The 19,900-nt window shown below is 59.8% G+C and carries 18 protein-coding genes and 4 pseudogenes; 11 read left to right on the top strand and 11 right to left on the bottom strand.

The window, feature by feature from the left end; all coding sequences use genetic code 11:
• Nucleotides 1-483 precede the first annotated feature (483 nt).
• Complete coding sequence (locus tag WDJ58_RS12370; protein WP_338913569.1) at nucleotides 484-1,119, top strand: SOUL family heme-binding protein; 636 nt, start codon at nucleotides 484-486, stop codon at nucleotides 1,117-1,119.
• A gap of 207 nt (nucleotides 1,120-1,326) precedes the next feature.
• Here WDJ58_RS12370 and WDJ58_RS12365 read toward each other — a convergent pair whose 3' ends face one another.
• A complete protein-coding gene (locus WDJ58_RS12365; RefSeq protein ID WP_338913568.1) occupies nucleotides 1,327-1,554 on the bottom strand; it encodes a YgaP family membrane protein in 228 nt (75 codons plus the stop codon).
• Between the two features lie 221 nt (nucleotides 1,555-1,775).
• Here WDJ58_RS12365 and WDJ58_RS12360 point away from each other — a divergent pair, with 221 nt between their 5' ends.
• The 4 genes and pseudogenes from WDJ58_RS12360 (at nucleotide 1,776) to WDJ58_RS12345 (ending at nucleotide 4,110) form a co-directional block, all read left to right on the top strand.
• On the top strand, nucleotides 1,776-2,660 hold the full coding sequence (locus WDJ58_RS12360) for an NAD(P)H-binding protein (protein WP_338913567.1): 885 nt from the start codon (nucleotides 1,776-1,778) through the stop codon (nucleotides 2,658-2,660).
• Nucleotides 2,661-2,687: 27 nt separating this feature from the next.
• Nucleotides 2,688-2,843, top strand: a pseudogene (locus tag WDJ58_RS12355) (ISH3 family transposase); the annotation flags it as partial.
• Nucleotides 2,844-3,106: 263 nt separating this feature from the next.
• Nucleotides 3,107-3,274: pseudogene (locus tag WDJ58_RS12350) on the top strand (TATA-box-binding protein); the annotation flags it as partial.
• A 299-nt stretch (nucleotides 3,275-3,573) separates the two neighbouring features.
• A complete protein-coding gene (locus WDJ58_RS12345; protein ID WP_338913566.1) occupies nucleotides 3,574-4,110 on the top strand; it encodes a hypothetical protein in 537 nt (178 codons plus the stop codon).
• A gap of 115 nt (nucleotides 4,111-4,225) precedes the next feature.
• On the opposite strand, the gene WDJ58_RS12340 is transcribed toward WDJ58_RS12345, so the two are convergent.
• Nucleotides 4,226-4,609 (bottom strand): DUF7475 family protein, encoded by a 384-nt coding sequence (locus WDJ58_RS12340; RefSeq protein ID WP_338917849.1) that lies wholly within the window; start codon nucleotides 4,607-4,609, stop codon nucleotides 4,226-4,228.
• 210 nt (nucleotides 4,610-4,819) lie between these two features.
• On the opposite strand from WDJ58_RS12340, the pseudogene WDJ58_RS12335 reads away from it, so the two are divergent.
• The 5 genes and pseudogenes from WDJ58_RS12335 to WDJ58_RS12315 all read left to right on the top strand — a co-directional run.
• Nucleotides 4,820-4,948: pseudogene (locus WDJ58_RS12335) on the top strand (universal stress protein); the annotation flags it as partial.
• 92 nt (nucleotides 4,949-5,040) lie between these two features.
• Nucleotides 5,041-5,520, top strand: a pseudogene (locus WDJ58_RS12330) (CNNM domain-containing protein); the annotation flags it as partial.
• 744 nt (nucleotides 5,521-6,264) lie between these two features.
• Nucleotides 6,265-7,131: a hypothetical protein gene (locus WDJ58_RS12325; RefSeq protein WP_338913565.1), complete on the top strand. Its 867-nt coding sequence runs from the start codon at nucleotides 6,265-6,267 to the stop codon at nucleotides 7,129-7,131.
• Between the two features lie 46 nt (nucleotides 7,132-7,177).
• The gene (locus WDJ58_RS12320; RefSeq protein WP_338913564.1) at nucleotides 7,178-8,626 is read left to right on the top strand and encodes a lipopolysaccharide biosynthesis protein; all 1,449 of its coding nucleotides are present in this window, start codon (nucleotides 7,178-7,180) and stop codon (nucleotides 8,624-8,626) included.
• Between the two features lie 98 nt (nucleotides 8,627-8,724).
• Complete coding sequence (locus WDJ58_RS12315) at nucleotides 8,725-9,654, top strand: glycosyltransferase family 2 protein (RefSeq protein ID WP_338913563.1); 930 nt, start codon at nucleotides 8,725-8,727, stop codon at nucleotides 9,652-9,654.
• A gap of 611 nt (nucleotides 9,655-10,265) precedes the next feature.
• Here WDJ58_RS12315 and WDJ58_RS12310 read toward each other — a convergent pair.
• The 3 genes from WDJ58_RS12310 to WDJ58_RS12300 all read right to left on the bottom strand — a co-directional run bounded on the left by WDJ58_RS12310 (nucleotide 10,266) and on the right by WDJ58_RS12300 (nucleotide 13,896).
• Nucleotides 10,266-12,530, bottom strand: a complete 2,265-nt coding sequence (locus tag WDJ58_RS12310; protein WP_338913562.1) for an amino acid permease — start codon at nucleotides 12,528-12,530, stop codon at nucleotides 10,266-10,268.
• Nucleotides 12,527-12,949, bottom strand: a complete 423-nt coding sequence (locus WDJ58_RS12305) for a universal stress protein (RefSeq protein WP_338913561.1) — start codon at nucleotides 12,947-12,949, stop codon at nucleotides 12,527-12,529. The genes WDJ58_RS12310 and WDJ58_RS12305 overlap by 4 nt, the downstream gene beginning before the upstream one ends.
• A 164-nt stretch (nucleotides 12,950-13,113) precedes the next feature.
• Nucleotides 13,114-13,896, bottom strand: a complete 783-nt coding sequence (locus WDJ58_RS12300; RefSeq protein ID WP_338913560.1) for an Lrp/AsnC family transcriptional regulator — start codon at nucleotides 13,894-13,896, stop codon at nucleotides 13,114-13,116.
• A 435-nt stretch (nucleotides 13,897-14,331) separates the two neighbouring features.
• On the opposite strand from WDJ58_RS12300, the gene WDJ58_RS12295 reads away from it, so the two are divergent.
• The gene (locus WDJ58_RS12295; protein ID WP_338913559.1) at nucleotides 14,332-14,727 is read left to right on the top strand and encodes a hypothetical protein; all 396 of its coding nucleotides are present in this window, start codon (nucleotides 14,332-14,334) and stop codon (nucleotides 14,725-14,727) included.
• Nucleotides 14,728-14,977: 250 nt separating this feature from the next.
• Here the strand turns inward: WDJ58_RS12295 and WDJ58_RS12290 are convergent, their stop codons facing one another.
• The 6 genes from WDJ58_RS12290 to WDJ58_RS12265 form a co-directional block, all read right to left on the bottom strand.
• Nucleotides 14,978-16,405, bottom strand: coding sequence for an FAD-binding oxidoreductase (locus tag WDJ58_RS12290; protein ID WP_338913558.1), 1,428 nt, complete (start codon nucleotides 16,403-16,405; stop codon nucleotides 14,978-14,980).
• A gap of 26 nt (nucleotides 16,406-16,431) precedes the next feature.
• Nucleotides 16,432-16,875, bottom strand: a complete 444-nt coding sequence (locus tag WDJ58_RS12285) for an ester cyclase (protein ID WP_338913557.1) — start codon at nucleotides 16,873-16,875, stop codon at nucleotides 16,432-16,434.
• Nucleotides 16,872-17,081 (bottom strand): hypothetical protein, encoded by a 210-nt coding sequence (locus WDJ58_RS12280; RefSeq protein WP_338913555.1) that lies wholly within the window; start codon nucleotides 17,079-17,081, stop codon nucleotides 16,872-16,874. The genes WDJ58_RS12285 and WDJ58_RS12280 overlap by 4 nt, the downstream gene beginning before the upstream one ends.
• Nucleotides 17,082-17,380: 299 nt before the next feature.
• The gene (locus WDJ58_RS12275; protein WP_338913554.1) at nucleotides 17,381-17,884 is read right to left on the bottom strand and encodes a hypothetical protein; all 504 of its coding nucleotides are present in this window, start codon (nucleotides 17,882-17,884) and stop codon (nucleotides 17,381-17,383) included.
• A gap of 244 nt (nucleotides 17,885-18,128) precedes the next feature.
• On the bottom strand, nucleotides 18,129-18,356 hold the full coding sequence (locus WDJ58_RS12270) for a zinc ribbon domain-containing protein (RefSeq protein ID WP_338913553.1): 228 nt from the start codon (nucleotides 18,354-18,356) through the stop codon (nucleotides 18,129-18,131).
• Between the two features lie 474 nt (nucleotides 18,357-18,830).
• On the bottom strand, nucleotides 18,831-19,628 hold the full coding sequence (locus WDJ58_RS12265) for a helix-turn-helix transcriptional regulator (protein WP_338913552.1): 798 nt from the start codon (nucleotides 19,626-19,628) through the stop codon (nucleotides 18,831-18,833).
• Between the last annotated feature and the right edge of the window lie 272 nt (nucleotides 19,629-19,900).

The following is a 19,900-nucleotide window of genomic DNA, read 5'->3' as shown; positions in this document are numbered from 1 at the left end:
CATCGCACTTTCGACTGTCACGTCAGACAGAGACGGGACGTGCGTTCCCCCAGACCGTCTCACAGAGAGTTCTGTGCGAACAACGAGAGTATCGGGTGTGACTCGACGGAACGTCTCTCTGCGTCAGGGACGCTATACGTCGGTGTCCCCGGGCGTCTCGGGCCACCCGTTACCGCTTTTGCTGATCTAGACGGTGGTGTAGAATGGTTTTCACTGCCCAACTCGGCGGGTCTCGGTCATTGTGCTCGTATACACCGAGCCGATGTTCGGGATCAATAGCGGTTCATAACAGGGCGGAACGTAGCCTCACCAAAAAATCGATATCGGGTCGTTCAGATGGTGTGAAGACTTCTGCACCACCGCCGTAAGGATCCTGGCCTCGGTAAATGTGATCAACGGCTCTATCGAACTCGTTTAGCCCGTTACTCTTTGATAACACTTCTTGGACGGGCTCTTCATGCGTGTGGAACGCGAACCTATCGTATGCGGACGCTCACGAAGGCAGTAATCGTCGGCGGCGCCACGTTGTTTGCTGGCTGGATTGGGTGGGGCATTTACTCGACTCGAAAGGCCGAATCGGTACCGTACAAGCGGATAGGAACGCTAAACGATTTTGAACTCCGTCAATATCTACAGATGGTTCTCGTCGAAACGTCGGCGTCCACTCAGCGGACAGCGTTCCGTCGACTCTTCGAATACATCTCGGGAGCCAACCAGGGCGAGGAGTCGATCTCTATGACGGCGCCTGTCGAGACGCAGGGGGGGACATCGGTTCAGATGACGACGCCTGTTCGGTCGGAGTCGGCTCAGAGTGATTCTGATGAGCTACGGATGGCGTTTTATTTGCCATCGGAGTATGATCCTGAAGCCGCCCCGAAACCGACGGATCCGAACGTCGAACTGGTTACCGAGCCATCCAAGACAATCGTCGTGGACCGCTTCTCTTGGTACGCTCCGGAGTGGCGGGTGACACGAAGGGAACGAAACCTTCTCTCCACGCTCGAACGCGAAGACGTCGAACCGATCGGTTCTCCCTATCTCCTCCGATATAATGACCCGTGGACACCGCCGTTTTTGCGACGGAACGAAGTGGCTGTACCGGTTGCTGAGACAGCCTGAGGGCTGCGGGAGGAGGTCTGACAGCCGTCCCAGCTAGTGTCTGGGCGTCCAGTATCAGCACTGACCGAGAGTGGCTCTGATTGACGAAAGAGCGACGTCTCGCCTGACTCCGACACATCGGTCAACCCCCTATTTGCGGTCGGTCTTTACGAGCGTTTGGGGCTGACAGACGCCGTTTGTCGGCCGGACGGTTCCTTGCTTTTCCCGTCAGTTCTCTGCCTCTGCCGAGCCCGTACTGACGCCGAGGACCGAGTACAGGCCGCAGGTTCCTGTCGCCGCCGTCCCGAGCAGAATGAGTGCGATCACTCCCAACACGGGTGAGAGTATCGTCGGGAGAGAGCCGACGCCTGCAAGAATGGCGAGTGACCCGATTCCGAAGATTGCCCCGAGTGCGGTTCTGAGCTGCCGGTCAGTCGTGCCAACGTTTTGGCTCATAGATATATAAGGGTCTAAGGAGGGATACGTCTTTGTACTGCGTTAAAAGGCAAGAAAGAACAGCGTCGGTCACACTGTCAGCGGCGTCGGGGACCACCAGCCGTCTGGAGCGGGTGCTCGCCGTCGCCCCTCTTGAGGTCCGCGTGGACACGACTCGCCGCGGTCCCCCGTTCCAGTACGCCAACCGAACACCCTTGCCGTAGCGGCCCGTACATTCACGAATGCGTGTCCTCGTTGTTGGAGCGACCGGGTTCGTCGGCGGCCAGCTCGTCGAGTCGCTGCGCTCGGCCGGCCACGACGTCGTCGCCTTCTCCAGGAGCGCGAGCCAGTCGAGATTCCCGGACGATGTCGAGATATTCGAGGGTGACCTCGGCGATCCGGCATCGCTAGAGGGGCTCTGTGAGGATGTCGACGTGGCCTACTACCTGATCCACTCGCTGACGGCCGAGAATTTCGCGGAGCTCGACCGGACCTACGCTCGCCGGTTCCGGGAGCTGGCGTCGGCGGCCGGCGTCGACAGGGTGGTCTACATGAGTGGCATCAGCGGCGACGAGCGGGACCTCTCGCCACACCTCGCCTCCCGCCGGGAGGTCGAGTCAGTACTCGAGGCCGGGAGCTTCGATCTGACCGTCCTCCGGGCGGCGATCATCATCGGTGCCGGCAGCGCGAGCTTCCGCATCATCGACGACCTCACCGACCGGCTGCCCGTGATGGCGGTTCCGAAGTGGGTGCGGACGCCGTGTCAACCGATCGGCATCGACGACACTGTCGCCTACCTCGTCGGCGTCCTCGACGTCGAGGAGACCCGGGGCGGCATCTACGACATCGGCGCACCGACAGTGTGGTCCTACGAGTCCCTGCTGAAGTTGACCGCCAAGGAGAAGGGAAAGCGGATCCTGATCGTGCCGGTACCGGTGATGTCCCCGGGACTCTCTTCGCACTGGCTCCGACTGACCACGGACGTCCAGTACGCCATCGCCCGGCCGTTGGCCGAGAGTATGCGAAACCCCGTGACGGTCGACCCCGAGCGGGACCTGCAGTCGGTCGTTCCCATCGAGCAGACGTCGGTCGAGGTGGCGATCCAGCAGGCGCTTGCGGAGGGGTGATCAAGGCTCTTCGGTGGATATTGCCCGGTCACCTCCGATGAGTTGTACGAGGTCCTCGCCGGCGGGACCTCGATCAATCACATTTGCGAGACAACCGACGACTCGCCCCACGCGAACACCGTCTGTGGACATCTCACCGGCCAGTTCGAGCTTGAGACCGTCAAGACGGTCGGCAACATACTCTGTCTCTTACCCATAAGTCCGTGAGTTTCTAAAGCGACATGTTGGCCGCTTTCGGCGGTGATCTACGAAGGGTTTGGGCAGGCCGGGGGAGACATCAAGGGGCATATCAGTCACGGTGGGTGCTCAAGCTGCCCTGTGCTTTCAGCTGGAATCGGTCCCTGCGCCCGGGGGAGACGCCAGATATCGGTATTCTCGTCAGCTCTCAGTACTGAGGCCGTCTATTCCTGCGGCTCAACTTGTGGGTAAGAGACAGGCCTGGACACCCCTCGGTGTTCGCAGGGCTCGTCTATCGGCTCGATGATCCGTCTGTCGTCGTCTTACTCTTCGGGAGCGGGAAACTCGTCATTACCGGTGATAAAGAGCTTGATGATGCCAAACAGGCGCTTAACGTGGTCGAAGACCGGCTTGCCGATCTAGGATTGCTAGACTAGCATTCTCCTCGAGTCACCGACTCAATCTGTCGAGGACCCCTGTCTATGAGGACTACCCACTAGTCCTGCTCGACACATTCACGATCGAAGGAGATTATCCGGAACCTTCCCCGACGCCTTTGACGACTCCCTGCCTGCGATAAGATATGACAGACGGCCGCTGCACGCTATGTGGGGAGACCTACACTAAACAAGGGATGACCCGTCATCTCCGATCCTGCACGCAGGACCACGTTGACGCGGGTGATCGGCCCACGTTCCACCTGTCTATCGGCGACGCTTACCGCACGGACTACTGGATGCACGTCGAGATCGAACAGGAGACGACGTTGGCGGCGCTCGACGAGTTCCTACGGGACATCTGGCTGGAGTGCTGCGGACATATGAGCTCGTTTACCATCGACGACGTCGAGTACGTGAAACCGTACACCGAGGAGGAGTCGATGCTCGGCTTCGGGGTCGAGCGCCGCGACATGGACATCTCTCTCGGGGAACTCCTCGAGGGGGGATTGGAGTTCACTCACGAGTACGACTTCGGGACGACGACCGAGCTGTCACTCCGTGTCGCCGATCTCGGATACGGTGACACGGGAGATGAAGGCCTCCAGGACCACGGCTATGGAGCGATTCGCGTGCTCGCCCGGAACGAGCCACCCGAGATCAAGTGCGAGACGTGTGGTGCCCCCGCGACGAGCGTCTGCACCGAGCACCTCTACAGACAGGAGAGTGAGGCATGGCTCTGTGAGGATTGTACGGCTGCTCACGAGTGTGACGATCACCTATTCCTGCCCGTAGTCAACTCGCCCCGTGTCGGAGTGTGTGGCTACACTGGGTGAGACTATGTCTGTTTCCTCTCGAATAGGCCGCCACGGGACGGAGGGGGTCAACAAAGTGATTCCAGGTCAATATCAAAGCAATATTCGGCGTGAACATAAGTCGCGATTTACGTGTTCAATCCGCTGCTGCTGGGGTGTTTCCGGTCGGCTCGGAAGGCGTGTTCAGATAGAGGTAAATCAATACGAGAATCAAGACGACTTGAACCGCCTTGTCGACGTAGTCGACCATCCCGTACTCCGACTTGGCCACGATCCAGAGCGGAATCTGGACGGCCGTATATGGAATCCCGATCAGGTAGAGCAGTCGACGCCGATAGTCGAAGAAGAATAGCACAAGTGCGCCAGCATAGCCAACACCTGCGAGTGCAACAGGAATCCGCCCCTCGACGATACCAGCATACACGTGGATGACACCAGTGATGACGACCAACGCAACTGCCAGCCACTGGAGCTGGGTGAGTGACCCTATCCGACCCGACGAAGTATTTTGCGTAGACATCACAATACTACATTGTCTCGTATGAGTGATAAGCACTATTATTGCCTGTCATCTAACTCAGAAAATCATACGACGGCTACTAAGCCGTGGTACTGATCTCTCAGTAATACTGCCTATACTACGTTTTTGTCCGGTATAGAACCGTATTCACATAACTGATCCACTCGGTCACTACTAGCTAGGTATTGAGATGACCGATCTCAACTCTTGGACATCGATATCGTCGTCGGCACCCACGGGCGCACGGGCATTGACCGATATGTCCTTGGTAGCGTCACCGAGTATTTCGTCCGGCCGTCACCGATTCCGGTGTTGGCGGTCCGGAGGCACAACCCCGAGACAGGACATATCGAGCCCTCGCTCCGTGGATCAGCTCGTCCCGGTGAGCGAGATGACGGAATTCTTGATACCACGGGGAATAGCCCTACGAAATGAATGGTCTCGAACTAACGCTCCGCCTACTGAGCGGTGTTTTGCTTATCCTCGCAAACGGATTCTTCGTCGCGATCGAGTTCGCACTCACTCGCGTGCGACAGTACCCCAAGTCCGAGTTCGACGTCCCGGGACTCGAGCGAGCCTGGGAGATGACACAGGATCTCGAAATCTATCTCACGAGTTGTCAGGTCGGCATCTCTGCGACGAGTATCGCCGTCGGCATCGTCGCGGAACCCGCCCTGGCTTCGTTGATCGATCCCGTGTTCGAGAACACGCTGCTCACGTCGATTGGGGCGGGTGGTACCCTTGCGTTCGTCATCATCAATCTGCTCCACCTGACCCACGGCGAACAGACACCCACGTATCTCGGGGGCGAGCGGACGAAGTTCGTCGCTCGGTACGGCGCGACACCGCTGTACTGGTTTGCCAAGCTGCTCTATCCGGTCATCGTGCTCGGAGACAGCGTCGCCAAATGGCTTCACGTATGCTGCGTTCACGACGACGTTCTGGCTCACCTTGCCGGCCGGTGCGCTCGGGGCGTACATCCACGAGTACGGTCGAACGGAGTCCACCGCATCGCAATAGCCCAACTGCTGGACGTTCGGTTAGTAGATGGACTCCCGATCCTGTGCGAGCACTGCGTCCGCGGTCGATCTGACCCCCATCCTGCATTCGTGCCCGGTATGGAGTAATACCTTCTCGAACTCCTCAGTATGTGTCAGTACCGGCGTGCCCGATACAGAGGGTATATACAGCAATAGGATACGAAGGCGGTAGTGTACCCACCGGTCGGGTATCATTCATGCAAACTGTTGTCTTTGCCTCACAAGCTACGCAGGGTGTAACGCGGTAGGGCTCCTGGGAGAACTCTGCACTCTCTACTTTGGTGATTCCGTCCGGATATCAATCCGGACGTCGTGTGGGATTTCAGCCTCATGAGACTCGCAGAGTTCGAACGTATCGGCGGCCGTCGTCAAGTGTACCGCTCTCTTCCGATCATTCATACCACTCAGCCGTCAACAAAGAGTACTGTTCGAGCAAATAGGAAATATTCTAATATTTTGGAGGAGTATCTACCGGTACCGGTGGGTAAGGGGCAAAATATGCCTGAATATGCTTTTTGGTGTTAATACGGCATCTATATATGAGTAAGTGCCAACAAGACGGATAGTGGCATACTCCCTGTCTATGCGACTCATGCGTCCCTGTAATCGTGTAGAATGACACTGCTGGATACCCTGGTAAAGCAGCCCCTCGTTCGCACCTTTGGAGAGCCGAGACTCCGGCGTCTGCTGCTGGCTACCCCGCTCAGCGAGTGGTACTGGCGCGTCGCTCCCTGTCTGCACCGGCAGGGGCGTCACCTCTCGCCGGGCTACGTCGACCCACCGATCGATCCCTTCCAGTTGTTCCTCGTCGATCCGGATCGGATCACCCGGTTCACCGGGCGTCCGTTCCCCCCGTGGGTCACCCGGTGGCAGGATTTCGGCGCGGTTATCGATGGTAACTGGGACCAGCGCCGGGCTCCCCCGATCCATCCCGACTACGAGGGGGTCGACCCTTCGCTGTACCTCGCAGAACGGTTCTCGGAGACGCGCCTCCACAGGGGGTTGATCGACCACTTCGTCGAGGGCGTTCCCTGGCAGGATCTCGACTTCGTCAACGAGCTGGTGGATCACGTTCGATCGACTAACACGGCGGTCTGGCAGGACTGTTCGACGGTCGCGGAGATCCGGGGGTACTGCCGAAAGTTGGATCGGCTCTATCAGGATATGCGCGAGCGTGGCTGTCTCTCGATACGGGAGCTGAACCGGCGGGAGAACCGCCTGCTGACCTTCCGCGGGGTGATGGAAAAGGAGATCCTGGTCGATCTGACTCGGACCGGTGAACCGGTGTTCGTGACCGGTCGCCACCGGCTCTCGCTGGCCAAAATCCTCGGCCTCAACCGAATCCCGGTCGCCGTCGTCGCCCGGCATCCCGAATGGATCGCTCGCCGTGGGAAGGGGCACCCTGCCGGTCCCCGTTCCGGAAGCGAGGGGCCATTCGGCCAGGAGTCGACGGTAGGGGACCCGCTCAATGTCTCGTGGTAGACGACTCCTGAAAACGCTCCGTCGGCTCCTCCGGCCGGGCGGCGATATGACCGATCAGACGGTCACGGGCGGCGTGTGGGTCACGATCAACAACCTGGCCGACCGGATCCTCCAGCTGGCGACGGTCCTGGTCCTCGCACAGCTCATCGGGCCCGCAGCGTTCGGGCTCTTCGGTATCGCCCTGCTGATGCAGTCGGCCCTGAAGCGCCTCACCAAGCTCGGCCTCGATTCCGCGCTGATCCAGCACCGGGAGGACGACGTCGATACGTACCTCGATACCGTCTGGACCGTCGAACTGGCCCGCGGCCTGGTTCTCGGGGCCGTGCTCTACCTGTCGGCCCCGCTCGTGAGCTCCCTCTTCGGCGAACCCCGAGTCGTCGATATCCTCCGGGTCTTTGCACTCCTGCCGATCCTCGGCGGGCTACAGAACCCAGGTGTCGTGTACTTCGTCAAGGAGCTCGAGTTCCACAAGGACGTCGCGTACAAGCTCTCCAGCCGGGTCGTGTACGTGCTGGTCGGCCTGGGCGTCGGGTATGCGACCCGTTCGGTGTGGGCTCTGGTGTTCGCCATGCTCGCGGGGCGCGTCACCTCGCTCATCGTCTCGTATCTCATCCACTCCTATCGGCCGCGACCGCGGTTCGACAGGGCGGCCGCCAGCGAGCTCTTCGGGTACGGCAAGTGGATCTTCGGCTCGGAGGGGTTGAGCTTCCTGATCAACGAGGGTGACGACGCGTTCGTCGGGTGGGCGCTCGGGCCGGCCGCCCTCGGCATCTACCAGCTCTCCTATCGACTCTCGAACGCGCCGGCGACGGAGATCACCCACCCGATCCAGCGGGTCCTGTTCCCGGCGTACTCCAAGGTCCAGGACGACACCGCATCGCTCCGCCGGGGGTTCTTTACGACAGTGCGGGTCATCACCCTCCTCTCGTTCCCCGCCTCGATCGGCATCGCCCTCATCGCTCCGGTCTTCGTCCCGGCTGTGCTCGGCCCGGCGTGGATCGAGATGGTCGTGCCGATGCAGCTGTTCGGGGTCTACGCCGCACTTCGGTCGTTTCGGTCGGCCACCGTGCCGCTGTTCCGGGCGATCGACCGCCCCGACTACGATACGAAGATCCGGGTGCTGAAACTGGCACTCATCCTCCCGTTCATCTACCCGGCCTCGCAGGCGTTCGGCGTCTCGGGGGTCGCCCTCGTCGTCCTCGGGCACACCCTCGTCGTGGCCCCGATCGCGAGCTACGTCGCGGTCCGGAGCGTGGAGGGCCGGATGGTGACGTTCGGAGGGCTCCTCGCGTATCCCGCCCTCGGGAGCGTCGCCATGGGCATCGTGGTGTACGCCCTCCGCGAGCGGATCGACGGTATCCCGCTCGTGGCCGAACTCGTTCTCCTGATCCTCGCTGGTGTCCTAGCGTACGGGATCGTCATATTCGGACTGGAGCGCCGGTTCGGCATCGAGCTCGATCGGCTGTACCGGATCGTACACGAGTGGGCTCATTGAGGCACCGTGAGTGCTTAGCATACCCCCCGGCGGGACAGCATCGAAACGCCGAAGTAGTCAGTACATATCTCAATATATATTGACAGCCCTGCCCCCGAATGACGAGTGACTCCCTCGCGTCGGTCGTTATTCCGACGTACTATCGAAACGACTGGTTGCCGACGGCGATCGAGAGCGCCTTAGATCAGACCCACGACCCAGTCGAGGTCATCGTCGTCGACGATTCGGGGGAGAGCCACGCCGAAGCCGTCGCCAGCGAGTACGACGTCCACTACATCGCCCACGAGCGGAACCTGGGAGGGAACCCAACTCGGAACACGGGAATCGAGGCGGCCAGCGGGGAGTACATCCAACTGCTGGACGACGACGACCGGATCCTCCCCACGAAGCTCGAAAAGCAGATCGACCTCTTCGAGGCAACCCCGTCGGTGGGGGTCGTCTACTGTGGGCTCCAGCAGGAGACCGGCGACCTAGTCTTCCCGAAACAGGAAAATCGGGGGGACGTGCTGGCCCAGGCGCTCCGGATCAGCGAACTCCACCCATGTCAGACTGGTACGATGCTCTTTCGAGGGGGGATCCTGCGGGACCTGCTGCCGCTCGCCGACCGTGAAGCGGGCGACGATCTCGGCCTGAAGATCCGCGTGGCCGCACTCACCGAGTTCGACTTTATCGACGAGGTACTGCTCGTCAAGGGTGACTCAGGGGACCACCGCTCGTCGAAGCTCGAGTTCTCGGACGAGATATTCAGCATCGTAGATGAGTTCGATCAGCTCTACGACCGGTTCGACAACGACGTCAGGAAGCACGCGATGCGAGCGGCGTACCAGAGCCGGGGGACCCGGCTGGTGAACCAGCGACGGTGGTCGCTCGAAGCGACACTCTGCTTTGCGAAAGCGCTCTCCTACAGCGACTCCCCGGACCCGAAGCTCATCGGTTCGTTCGTCTCCTCGATCTTCGGACGATGGATGTACCATACGACCCAGACCCTCTACAACAACGTTCTGAAATCGAAGACTCGCTTCAACTGAGCAAGTCCCCCGTCGCGAATGTCACTCCGAGGCTTCGATTGATACCTATGAGCCCTACATTGCGTACTGTGGAAGTCAGTGAATCAGTGTGACCGATATGCACCCGTGGTCAGTACCGACGGGTGGAAGAGGTTCAGCTAATTACGGACGACTCTGCGCCACTGGTATCCGCAGGCGGGACAACGAACTCGCAGTACCTCTGACTGCGACCGGTTGGTGACCGCTTCATGCGTAAACGTCGTCCTACTCGCCTCGTGACCGCATTCCAGACAGCGAAATACCGAGGTAGACATGTGCTGACAGTTGAAACTACGTTCGTGAATATTAGCCTTCTGTACACCGGTGAGTTGCTCAGTAATATTACTGAATGGCCATGTGAGACTGACCGATTCGCGCGCTCTATTCAGCACCGTCTGAGCAACCTATCGAAGAGGAGTCAAAAATAGCGTGCTGCATGGAGAGGGTGAGTCCAGCAAACAGCGGAGGTTGAATTCGCGGATACTCGGGGAGAACGACCAATAGAATGTGCCGGTGTTTCTATTGTTGACGTGGAGCAGCGAGTCCGCCACCAACCCCAATGTAATCCCCTCGGGGCCGTCCGGTGAATCGAATCAATCGCCCACCAGCCGCTCCAGCAGCCCGCGCTCTCGGGCCTGCTCTGCAAGAAGGACCGAACAGTCGATATCGTCGACCACGTCCATCACCAGCGACCCACGAACCAGCCGACCAAGCAGGCCCTTCTCCGTCGCCCCGATAATCACGAGCGAGCTGTCGATGGCGGCACGCTCGATGGCCGTCTCGACATCTCCGGTTTCCACACGTAGCGTCGCATCGGGTAGCCCGTTCGCCTCCGCCCACTCCGTCAGGAACTGCTCGCCTTCGGCCTCCGAGTCCGACACGTAGAGCAGTGTCACTTCCGAATCGTACTCCTTCTGGAGGAGGCTCGCTATCTCGGCCGACAGCTCCGAATCCGGACCGCCGGCTGTCGGCACCAGCACGTGGTCAGGGTCGAAGCCGCGATCTTTCAGCACCAAGAAGTCACACGGGAGGTCCTTGGCCAAATCGTCGAACCGACTCTCCACGCGTCCGGGGGACCGCCGAAGTCCCTTCGGCCAGCCCATGACCACGAGGTCAGCCTGATGGTCACTGGCGGCGTCGAAAACCTCCTCGAACCGCCGGTGAGAGATGATTGTATGCGTCTCTACCGGGACCCCGAACGTCTCAGCGTCACGCTCGGCTGCGTCGAGGACCGCGTGATAGTCCTCCTCCAGTTCGGCGACATGTCCGCCTGCCTGTGAAATGGAGGTCTGGTTCGGCGCCGTGACGATATGGACGGCATCGACAGTCCCACCACGCTGTTTCGCGATGGCGCTGGCAAGCGTGATGAGGTTCTTCTCGTGGTCCGGGTCCGCGAGCGGTACCATCACCCGGTATTCACCACCATCCGGCTGGACAGCGGTTGCTGCGTCGACTGCAGGCTCCGGCATCTCGTCAGCTCGGTTGAGGATGTACCTGCTCAGAATGCCCTTCTTCGTGGCTTGCCCCCGAGCGTACACGAGGTACCACGCGATACCGCCGACGATGAACACCAGCGATAGGCCGATCTCGACCGGTTCCATGAACGCGATGAGGCCGAACGACGTGATGGCACCCAGAATCGGGACGGCCGGGTACAGCGGCACCTCGAACTCGGGCTGGTACTCGGGTGTATCAGCTTCCCGCATCACGATGAGCGCCAGGTTGAGCAGTCCGTAAACGATGAGGTGGAGGACGCTTCCGGCTTTCGCGAGCGTCTTCACGTCACCGACGACGATGAACAGCAGGATGAGGCCACCCGTGACCGCGATACTCCGATACGGCGTGGCGAAGTTCGGGTGAATCGCGTTCAGCTTGTCGCTGATGAGTTTGTCCCGCCCCATCGCGAAGTTGATGCGAGAGGACGCGAGGATCGAAGCGTTCGCACTGGAGGCGGTCGCCAGCAAGCCGGCGAAGGTGAGTAGCCCGACCCCGACAGCGGCAAGCCCGACCGTCCCGAAGGCGATCTCGGCCACGTCCAGTACCGGTGTCGTGGTGAACTCGGGGGCGAGCTGTTGCCAGTTGATCACCCCCATCAGTACGACCATGATGATGGCGTACATCACGGTCACGATGACGACGCTCCCGACGACAGCCAGCGGGAGGTTCCGGCCGGGATTCTTCAGTTCTTCTGCGACGGTGGTAATCTTCGCAAATCCGAGGAACGAGACGAACACGAGGCCCGTCGCTGGCAGAATGGCGGTGGCGCCTCCGGTCTCGCTCGGGAAGAACGGCCGGAGCGTGGAGAGATCTGCCTGCAGCGCACCGAGAACGGAGAAGACGGTAAGGATGCCGACCAGCAGCGTCACGATGACGATCTGAACGTTCCCAGTCTCCTTCGCACCAACGTAGTTGACCGCGATGAACGCCAATCCTGCCAGCAACGCCCCGGTCTGGAACGTCGTGATTCCGATACCGAGTCCGGGGATCGTCAGTGCCGGCAGGGGCAGGAATGTGGCGAGATACTCACCGAACCCGAGGGTGTAGAACGCCGAGGCGAAGGCCAGTCCCATCCAGTTCCCCCAGCCAGCGACCGAGCCGAACAGGGGGCCCAAGGCGTGATTGACGTAGTAGTAACTTCCCCCGGCCTTCGGCATAGCCGTGCCCAGTTCCGACGCCGAGAGTGCAGTGAACAGTGAGATGACGCCGCCGATCACGAACGAGAGTGCGACGGCCGGGCCGGCTGCCGCAGCGGCCTGTCCCGGCAGGACGAAGATGCCCGCGCCAATCATCGTCCCGACGCCGATGGTCAGCGCCGACAGCAATCCGAGGTCCTTGGCCAGTTCCTCGTCGCCGCTCATCCACCCTCTTCCTCCGGGTCCGGGAGCGTGACAACGGGAATGTCGGGTTTGGTCACCAGTTTGAGCGTCCGGTCTCCAGTGAGGAACTGGACGAGGCGGGAGCCGCCTCTCGGCTGGAAAGCGAGTATATCGACATCAAGGTCCTCGGCCGTCTCGATGATGCCATCGACCACGTCGCGACGGTAAGTGATCGCGGACTCTGCGTTGGGGAACCGCTCACGGAAGGCGGCGAACGATTCCTCGGCCAACTGTTCGGACTGCTCGACGGGGGATTTGTCGGGGACGCCTTCACCCTTCTCGACGACGTGGAGGACGGTGATCCGGTCGGTGTCGTACGATTCGAGCGCCGCTGCAGTCGCGCGGGCATCGTCCGGATTGGCGACCGGAACGAGGACGTGGCCAGTTATGTGCTGGGGCATGGATTATAGGGTGAGCTGATAGGTTGCAACATCGGCACTTCCACATTCGGGACACTGGTCGTCGTCGGTGTCGAGCGTCGGCCCACAGTTTCGACACTCGTAGAGGGTGGTTTCGGAGCCGAACACGTGGCTGATGAGTGTTTTGAGAGCTGGCATGGTCGGATTCATCGCTCGGTGTTGGATTCCGGTACTGGCTCGCGGAAGACGGCGAGCGCGTCTGCGTCGGCACCGGCTCTGGAGAGGATAGTCACGATATCGTCCGGCTGGAGGACGGTGTCACCGTGGGGTGTGAGTTCGCGGTCGTCCCGCTCGATGGCGATGACGAGCGTCTCCTCGTCCAGAATGTTTCGCCCGGCGGCAGCCTCCAGTGTGAGGCCAGCGATGGGGGCGTCGGCCTGAACGGTGACCTCGACGACGCTGGCGTTGCCGGTGAGGCTTATGAAGTCGTTCGGTTCGGGGGCTTGGCCGGTATCGTCGGGCGAGAACGGGCCGTACGGAGTGGGGAGTTCCTCCTCGACGAGGTCCTCATCCTCGATGTGGATGCCGATATCGGTCAGGCGGCGAGCGATGCGTCGGAGGTCGCTCGTGTCCTCACCGACCGCGAGAACGTGGAGGTTCCGTCGACCGGTCATGAGCGTCCGGACGTTGATGACGCCGGGGATGGCCCGTGCCTCGTGAGCCAACACCTCGCGGTCGGTAACCGGGACATCACAGAGGTAGAGATTGGTGAGTTTCCCCCCGGCGAGTTCGAAGTCGATATGTGCGGTGTAGCCCCGGATGAGTCCGGCATCCTCCAGTTTGTGGATGCGGTTCCGGATGGTCGCTCCTGAGACGCCAGCTTCCTCCCCGAGTGTGCTGGCGGACGTGTTTCGTGCATCGTCCATCAGCGCATGGAGGATCCGGCGGTCGATCTCATCGAGCCGATAGGGGGTGTCTCTGTGTGGCATGGTGGGGTGCCGGATTTCGACTATGGGAATGAGATTGCACTCTGATTACTATAATACTTGCCACGGTCACCCTGATATTCGAATTTGAAAACTCCTCCGCGTGCCTCAGGACCTGCCGGTTGGCCAGTTGTCCAAACCGAATGTTCCGCTTGAACGAGTCCCATCCGTTTCTACCACTCGTTGAGGTCGATTTGCCGGTGACCGATTCGCGTCCTGTATGCAGCACTGCCTTTTCGAACTACTCGATTCCTGCCAGTACCTTCGTGACCGATACAGAGGGTGAATTCACCGCGCTACTTTTCCTTACGATATTACAGTATTAATTGATATTAAGAAAAGATTATTATAGATAATTAAAGATAGGATGGCAGCCGGAATACTCTGCTGTGTCTTCCAGAGGATACAGCTGAACGTTTTGGCGAGTTGGTGATCAGAATGGCAGCACACGAGCAAGAAGCGCAGCAGCTACCGTACGCACGACTCTACGCCGACTCGGAGGGTGAATCACACTTCGGGAACGAGGACATGCCTCTTGGGCCGGCGGAGGTTCCTGGAGCGCCACCGTTTATTGCTTCTGAAGCTCTCTCGACCAGTGACGTGATGTATGCCGGCTTCGAGCCAGGATACTCCGCGGACGAACACCCGACCTCGGCTCGTAATTTCTGTCTCACTCTCTCCGGGGAGATGGAGCTGACGGCAAGTGATGGTGAGACACGGGTGTTCACACCGGGGAGCGTACTTCTCATGGAGGATACCACGGGGAAGGGACACGCAGTCGAATTCCCGAGCGACGAGCTGACGATGTGCGCCCTCGTTATGCTGTCGGAGTGACACCGCCATCGAATGTGCTGTTTCCCAGCAAACCGTCCTCCTATTAACAGCCTCTCCTCGGTCGCCGGCCTGCGAGATACGCGCTGTGTATCCAGCACGGGCAGTCCGAACTACTTAGGGTCTGTCAGTAGGACCGTGACCGACTCAGAGGGTATCTTCATTAGCGGCTCAAATAGTCAGAAGCTCGATTCCACCGGTGCAACCCGTCACCTTCGTGAAACCCGGGGCCTCCAACGCGAGTTCGCCAGGCTCATTGTCCTCCCCCAGATGCCGGCTCGACGTTCGAGTTCAACCGGAACAGGTTCTCCGGATCCCACTCGTTTTTGAGGTTGACCAGCCGCTCGTGGTTCTCGCGGTAGGCGCTGTCGACTCGGTCGTCCTCATCGTGGGCGAGGTAGTTGGTGTAGACGCCGCCGGTGGCGTGGGAAGCGAGGTCGTCGAAAAACTCGCGTACCCACCCCATGATCTCCTCGTCGCGGTCGGGATCACTCCACCCGCCGGTGATGCTAAAGCTGAAGCCGGCGTTCCGGTGAGGGTACGCCGTCGCCGTCGGATCCACCTCGTTGATGGCCCCGCCCATCGGTTCGAAGAGCGCCCCCGAGTACGGGCCCGGGAGTGTTTCGGTGTGCTCGACGATCACGTCAATGACAGCGTCCGTGATGGTCTCGAGGAAGTGCGCCTTCTGGTAGTAGCGCTCGCCATCGGGGAACCCATCGTCGTCGCCCTGCTGGAGCGCCGTGTAGGCCATCGGCTCGACCGCCGCGAGAAGCGGATCGCCGAACTGGGCGATGGGAGCCAACAGCGGTCGCCCATCGTCGATGGCTCCGGAGTAGGCCCCGACCAGCGCGACGGCTGGCTCATTATGATATGCCTCGGGAAACGCTGACTCCGTGGGCACGCGAGTGATCGTTGCATAGCAGGCGACCTCGTCGGGCGCGTCGGTCATGAACTCCTGATAGAACTCAAGGACACGTCGGACATCGTCGATGTGATGAAAGACCTGGGCGGTCAGTATCTCCGGACCGACCTCGTGGAGTTCGAACTCGAATGAGGTGACGATGCCGAAGTTGCCGCCACCACCCCGGATACCCCAGAACAGCTCCGGGTGCACGTCCTCGCTGGTGTGGACTAACTCACCCTCCGCGGTGACCAAATCGACGGACAGCAGGTTGTCCGTGGCGAGGCCGTACGACCGGGCGAGGTAGCCGATGCCACCGCCGAGCGTCAGGCCTGCGACGCCGGTCCGCGAGTCGACGCCGCCCGTGGTCGCCAGGCCGAATGCCTGTGCCTCGTGGTCGAAGTCTCCCCAGGTTGCCCCGGGCCCGACGCGGGCAGTCTGGGAATCGGGGTCAACGCGTACGTCATCCATCGGTGACAGGTCGATCAGGAGTCCGTCGTCACACACGGACTTGCCCGCCAGGCTATGGCCGCCGCCCTTGATCGCGAGCAGCAGGTCGTGCTCGCGTGCGAAGTCCACGGCGGCCATCACGTCCGCCGCCCCCCTACATTTGGCGACGATTGAGGGGTGCTTCTCGAACATCCCGTTCCAGAGCGACCGGGCCTCATCATATCCCTCGTCGGTGGCGTGCAACATGGGCCCACGCATCCGGTCGTATAACGTCTGGACGGTCGATTCGTCGGGAAGTTCCGTCTCTGATGTTGGCGTTGTTTCCGTCATGTTTCCTTTCGGTTGAAGAGGGGAAGTCAGCTCTCTATGGGGATCTCGATACCGAGCTGTCGCAGCCGACTCAGGTTGTTCGCCAGGCTGTGTAGCTCGACGATTTCGCCGTCTTCGACACGGAATGAGAACCACTCTTCTAAATCGACACGGTTGCCTGTGGGGGCAACGCCGTATTCCGCGTCGTCGTGGGTATAGCTGTAGGTTACGTAGCTCATCGCCCGGCCCGGTTCGGCCACTATCTCGTGGATTTCGATGGCGGGATCCGACCTCGTTGTAAAGCTATTCGTCCAATGTTCTCGTAACTCATTAGCACCGAGTCGCGTTTCGCCACCGGTGGGGTCGTAGAACGAGGCCGATAAGTCCTCAGCCAAGATGTCTGGAAACGCGGTCAATTCCTCGTTGCCCCAGGCGGCGTGGTACCGCTCTACCAGTTCCCTGGTTTCTTCGACGGTGGTCGTCGGTGTCATGGATGTGTCCTCCGATCGTCGTCCGCGATGCGGAACGAGAGGAACTCCTCGATCTTGAGTGACACCTCTTCGCCGCTCGGCGCGGTGTATGTTGTCGAGACGTCGTCGGCCAGCAGCGCCATCGTCGCTTCCAGGTCGCCGTCGTCCCACGCGGCCAGGTACTCCTGAACTAGTTTCTTGTTCTCGTCCGTCGTCGTTGTCGCCATGTGTGTCTACTCCGGGCGTTCACCACACCCAGTCGCCGTCTCTCCCGCTGCCCCCGGCGCAGTAAACACCCTTTATCCACTTTACCAAGTGGTTTGTTAAAGGTTCGCATGGAGCCAGTCGGCCGACCTCGCTACTCATCAAAAACGGCACTCGGTAATGTGCGCCCTGCATCTTGCACACCTCCGATAACTTATCGGTATGCTGTTAGTAAGCGCTTGCAAGATGTAGAGGGTGTATTCAACAAGAGTCTGTCTCTTACAAATAGGGTGGTAATAATGCAGTATATCGATCCAGTTAGTCAGGGACCGGCCATGACATCGCCGAATCCAGCGAAGAGAGACAGGATGAATGCTGGTCCGGCCAAAAACACGAGGTACCAGACGAGGCTTCCGACGACAAGCATGATTGTCTCGGGTGCGTACTCGTTCCGGTCCCAATCAAGTCCGCTCCCCGGCAGTACGTACACGAGCAAGATTGGCCAAAGGAGAAGAGAGAGCAGCGTCGCCACGACGATCCCATCAATCCCGGCAACGTAGATCTCAGAGGCTTGTGTTGGCGGTCGCACGTCGAGACTTACTGAGAGTGTTCCTCCAAAGAGAAATCCCCAGACGAACGCCGGCAAAGGAATCCACAGAGCATAGTTCACTCGCCACTCGCTGGGCGGCAGCAACGCGAAGAGATCTCTCAACCGCCCCGCAGCAAGAAACGGTGACCAGAACACGCCAATAAGCAAGCCGTATATTCCGATGAGGAGGGCGAAATGGACAGCGGTGAACAATACTGAAATGAGATCACCGAGCATTCCCAGTATGTTTCCAAACTGTCGGTATGCCTCTTGTGGTATCCACACGAAACTGATTGCTCATCTGAAAGATACGCGCGCTGTATTCAGCACGGCGTCGGGGATCTCCACAGGATCTGCCAGAAGCGGCCTGCTGCATACAGAGAGTGCGTTCAGCACGGCTCAGATTCATCCTTACGTATCAGATTCATCCTTACGTATCGTCGGTCCTCGACACGGTCCCGCGAGGGACGCTCCATGGGCGTTATCCAAGAAAGAGGTCGACGATAATGTCGGCATCTTGTCCTCGGTAGAACTCCGAGTACCCGTAGTTCGTACAGGTAACGACCCGGAACTGACGAGTTTGGATGTCGAACATTCTCGAAAGACCGCCACCAGTGGTGGCGATGGTGTCGACCTCGGCGTCGTCGTGCCCACACTTAGGGCACCCCGCCTCTTGGATGTCCCCGACATCGTCGGGCTTGGTGCTCATTGTGCTCACCGGAGTATGCCCTCACGCACGTAGGACGTTATCACATGAGGGTTCGTTTGGCGTAGATGGGGATTCGTCACGTGACCCGTTTGAAGTCAGTATCGGGGATTCGATCCGACGGATACCGCTAATCGGGAGTGAAGCATGGACGGCGAGCCAGCCGACGTGGCCTTCGGTTGGCGCAGCATACCGAGCCGTACCTTCCGATACTGTCCCGTCCGCTCCGAGTGTAACTGTCCCACCGAGGTGCTCGATATCGATCCCCTCGGCCTGTAGGTTGGCCAGTGTTACGAAGGACCGTTCGAGTACCTCTGTTGGTATCCCCGAGTAATGACCTTCGAACGTGTAGGTGACTTCGTAGGTCGGCATGAGCGTTCAGCCAGGGGTACCGCAGGTGAGAGGGTAATGATTCTCGCTGCAACGATTCCACGGGGTGGATTCAGTTCGCCCCATGCACGTGCACCCGGAACGCGATCACTCGGCGAGGGTGCTGGCGCTGATTTGTTCTGACTGACGCCGATACTCCTCGATAGTCGACATAACCCATGAACATACGTGCTGATCGTCAGTCTCGATTTGGGCACGTTGATGCCCATCCCGATCGATCTGCGTAATCGCCGCCCTTGTCTCGTCCGCGACCCCCAGCGTCTGCGAAACGGTGCCATCGTAGCGATAGAATTCGGCACCACCCGACTCGATCATGTCTCGGGTCGGGTCGCGGAACGCTGGCGAGTCACTGACGGCATCGAGGAGTTCCCCTGTTATCACGCCCACGATGGTGAGGTCGCCCTGGATGGTTTGCTCGTGGAGGGTCTCTGCGAGGGGTGACACGACGGTGTTCGTGAGAAACCGGAATTCGTCAGCCTCGTGCAACAGTTCCCGCGCGCGCCGGAGAGGAGCCCCGGGATCGGTCTGGGTCGGCGTCGTAATCCTCGCGTCGCGGAGATGAATCAACTCGAGATCGATCTCGTCCATCGGCAGATAGTCGATTACGTCTTCGAGTTGTTGCATCGTCTCCACGGCATCCATGAGCGAGGAGAACTCCTCGACGAGGAACGCGCCCAGCGTCGTACTCTCACAATCTGGGCCGTGTTGTGAGATCCAGTTTTGTTCTTCCAGACCAGTGAGCACTCGGCTGAGCGTCGACCGCGGGATACCCAGTTGTTCGCTGAGTTCCTCGCGATCGGCTGGCGTTTCGCTTACGTATTCGAGCACCCGCACGCGATTTTTCGACGCCACAAGATACTGTATCTGATCAAGTGGATCGCTCATTAGTTGTCAATAGTTAACAACCCATATGGTGATTGCGTTATGTCAATAGGAGAATATAGCCGCCCCTCCGTGTGACCACGGGAAGAGCAAGTTATTCACCAATCGTGGTGAGGAGGCATTTCTCTACGTCTCAATCCGGAATAAAATTCACCTCCGTCCCAGCCGCTCTCGGTGTATTCCTCGACAGTCGAGAGGCGAACTGCTCACTGGGTGTTGACTCCCCTTCCGGCGAGAATATCATTGGACGAACACATTCCACCTCGTGGGAGTAT

Origin of the sequence: Salinirubellus litoreus, from assembly GCF_037335815.1 — an archaeon.
Lineage (GTDB): Archaea > Halobacteriota > Halobacteria > Halobacteriales > Haloarculaceae > Salinirubellus > Salinirubellus litoreus.
Note: the sequence above shows the minus strand (reverse complement) of the source record. Positions and strands in the feature narration are given on the sequence as shown.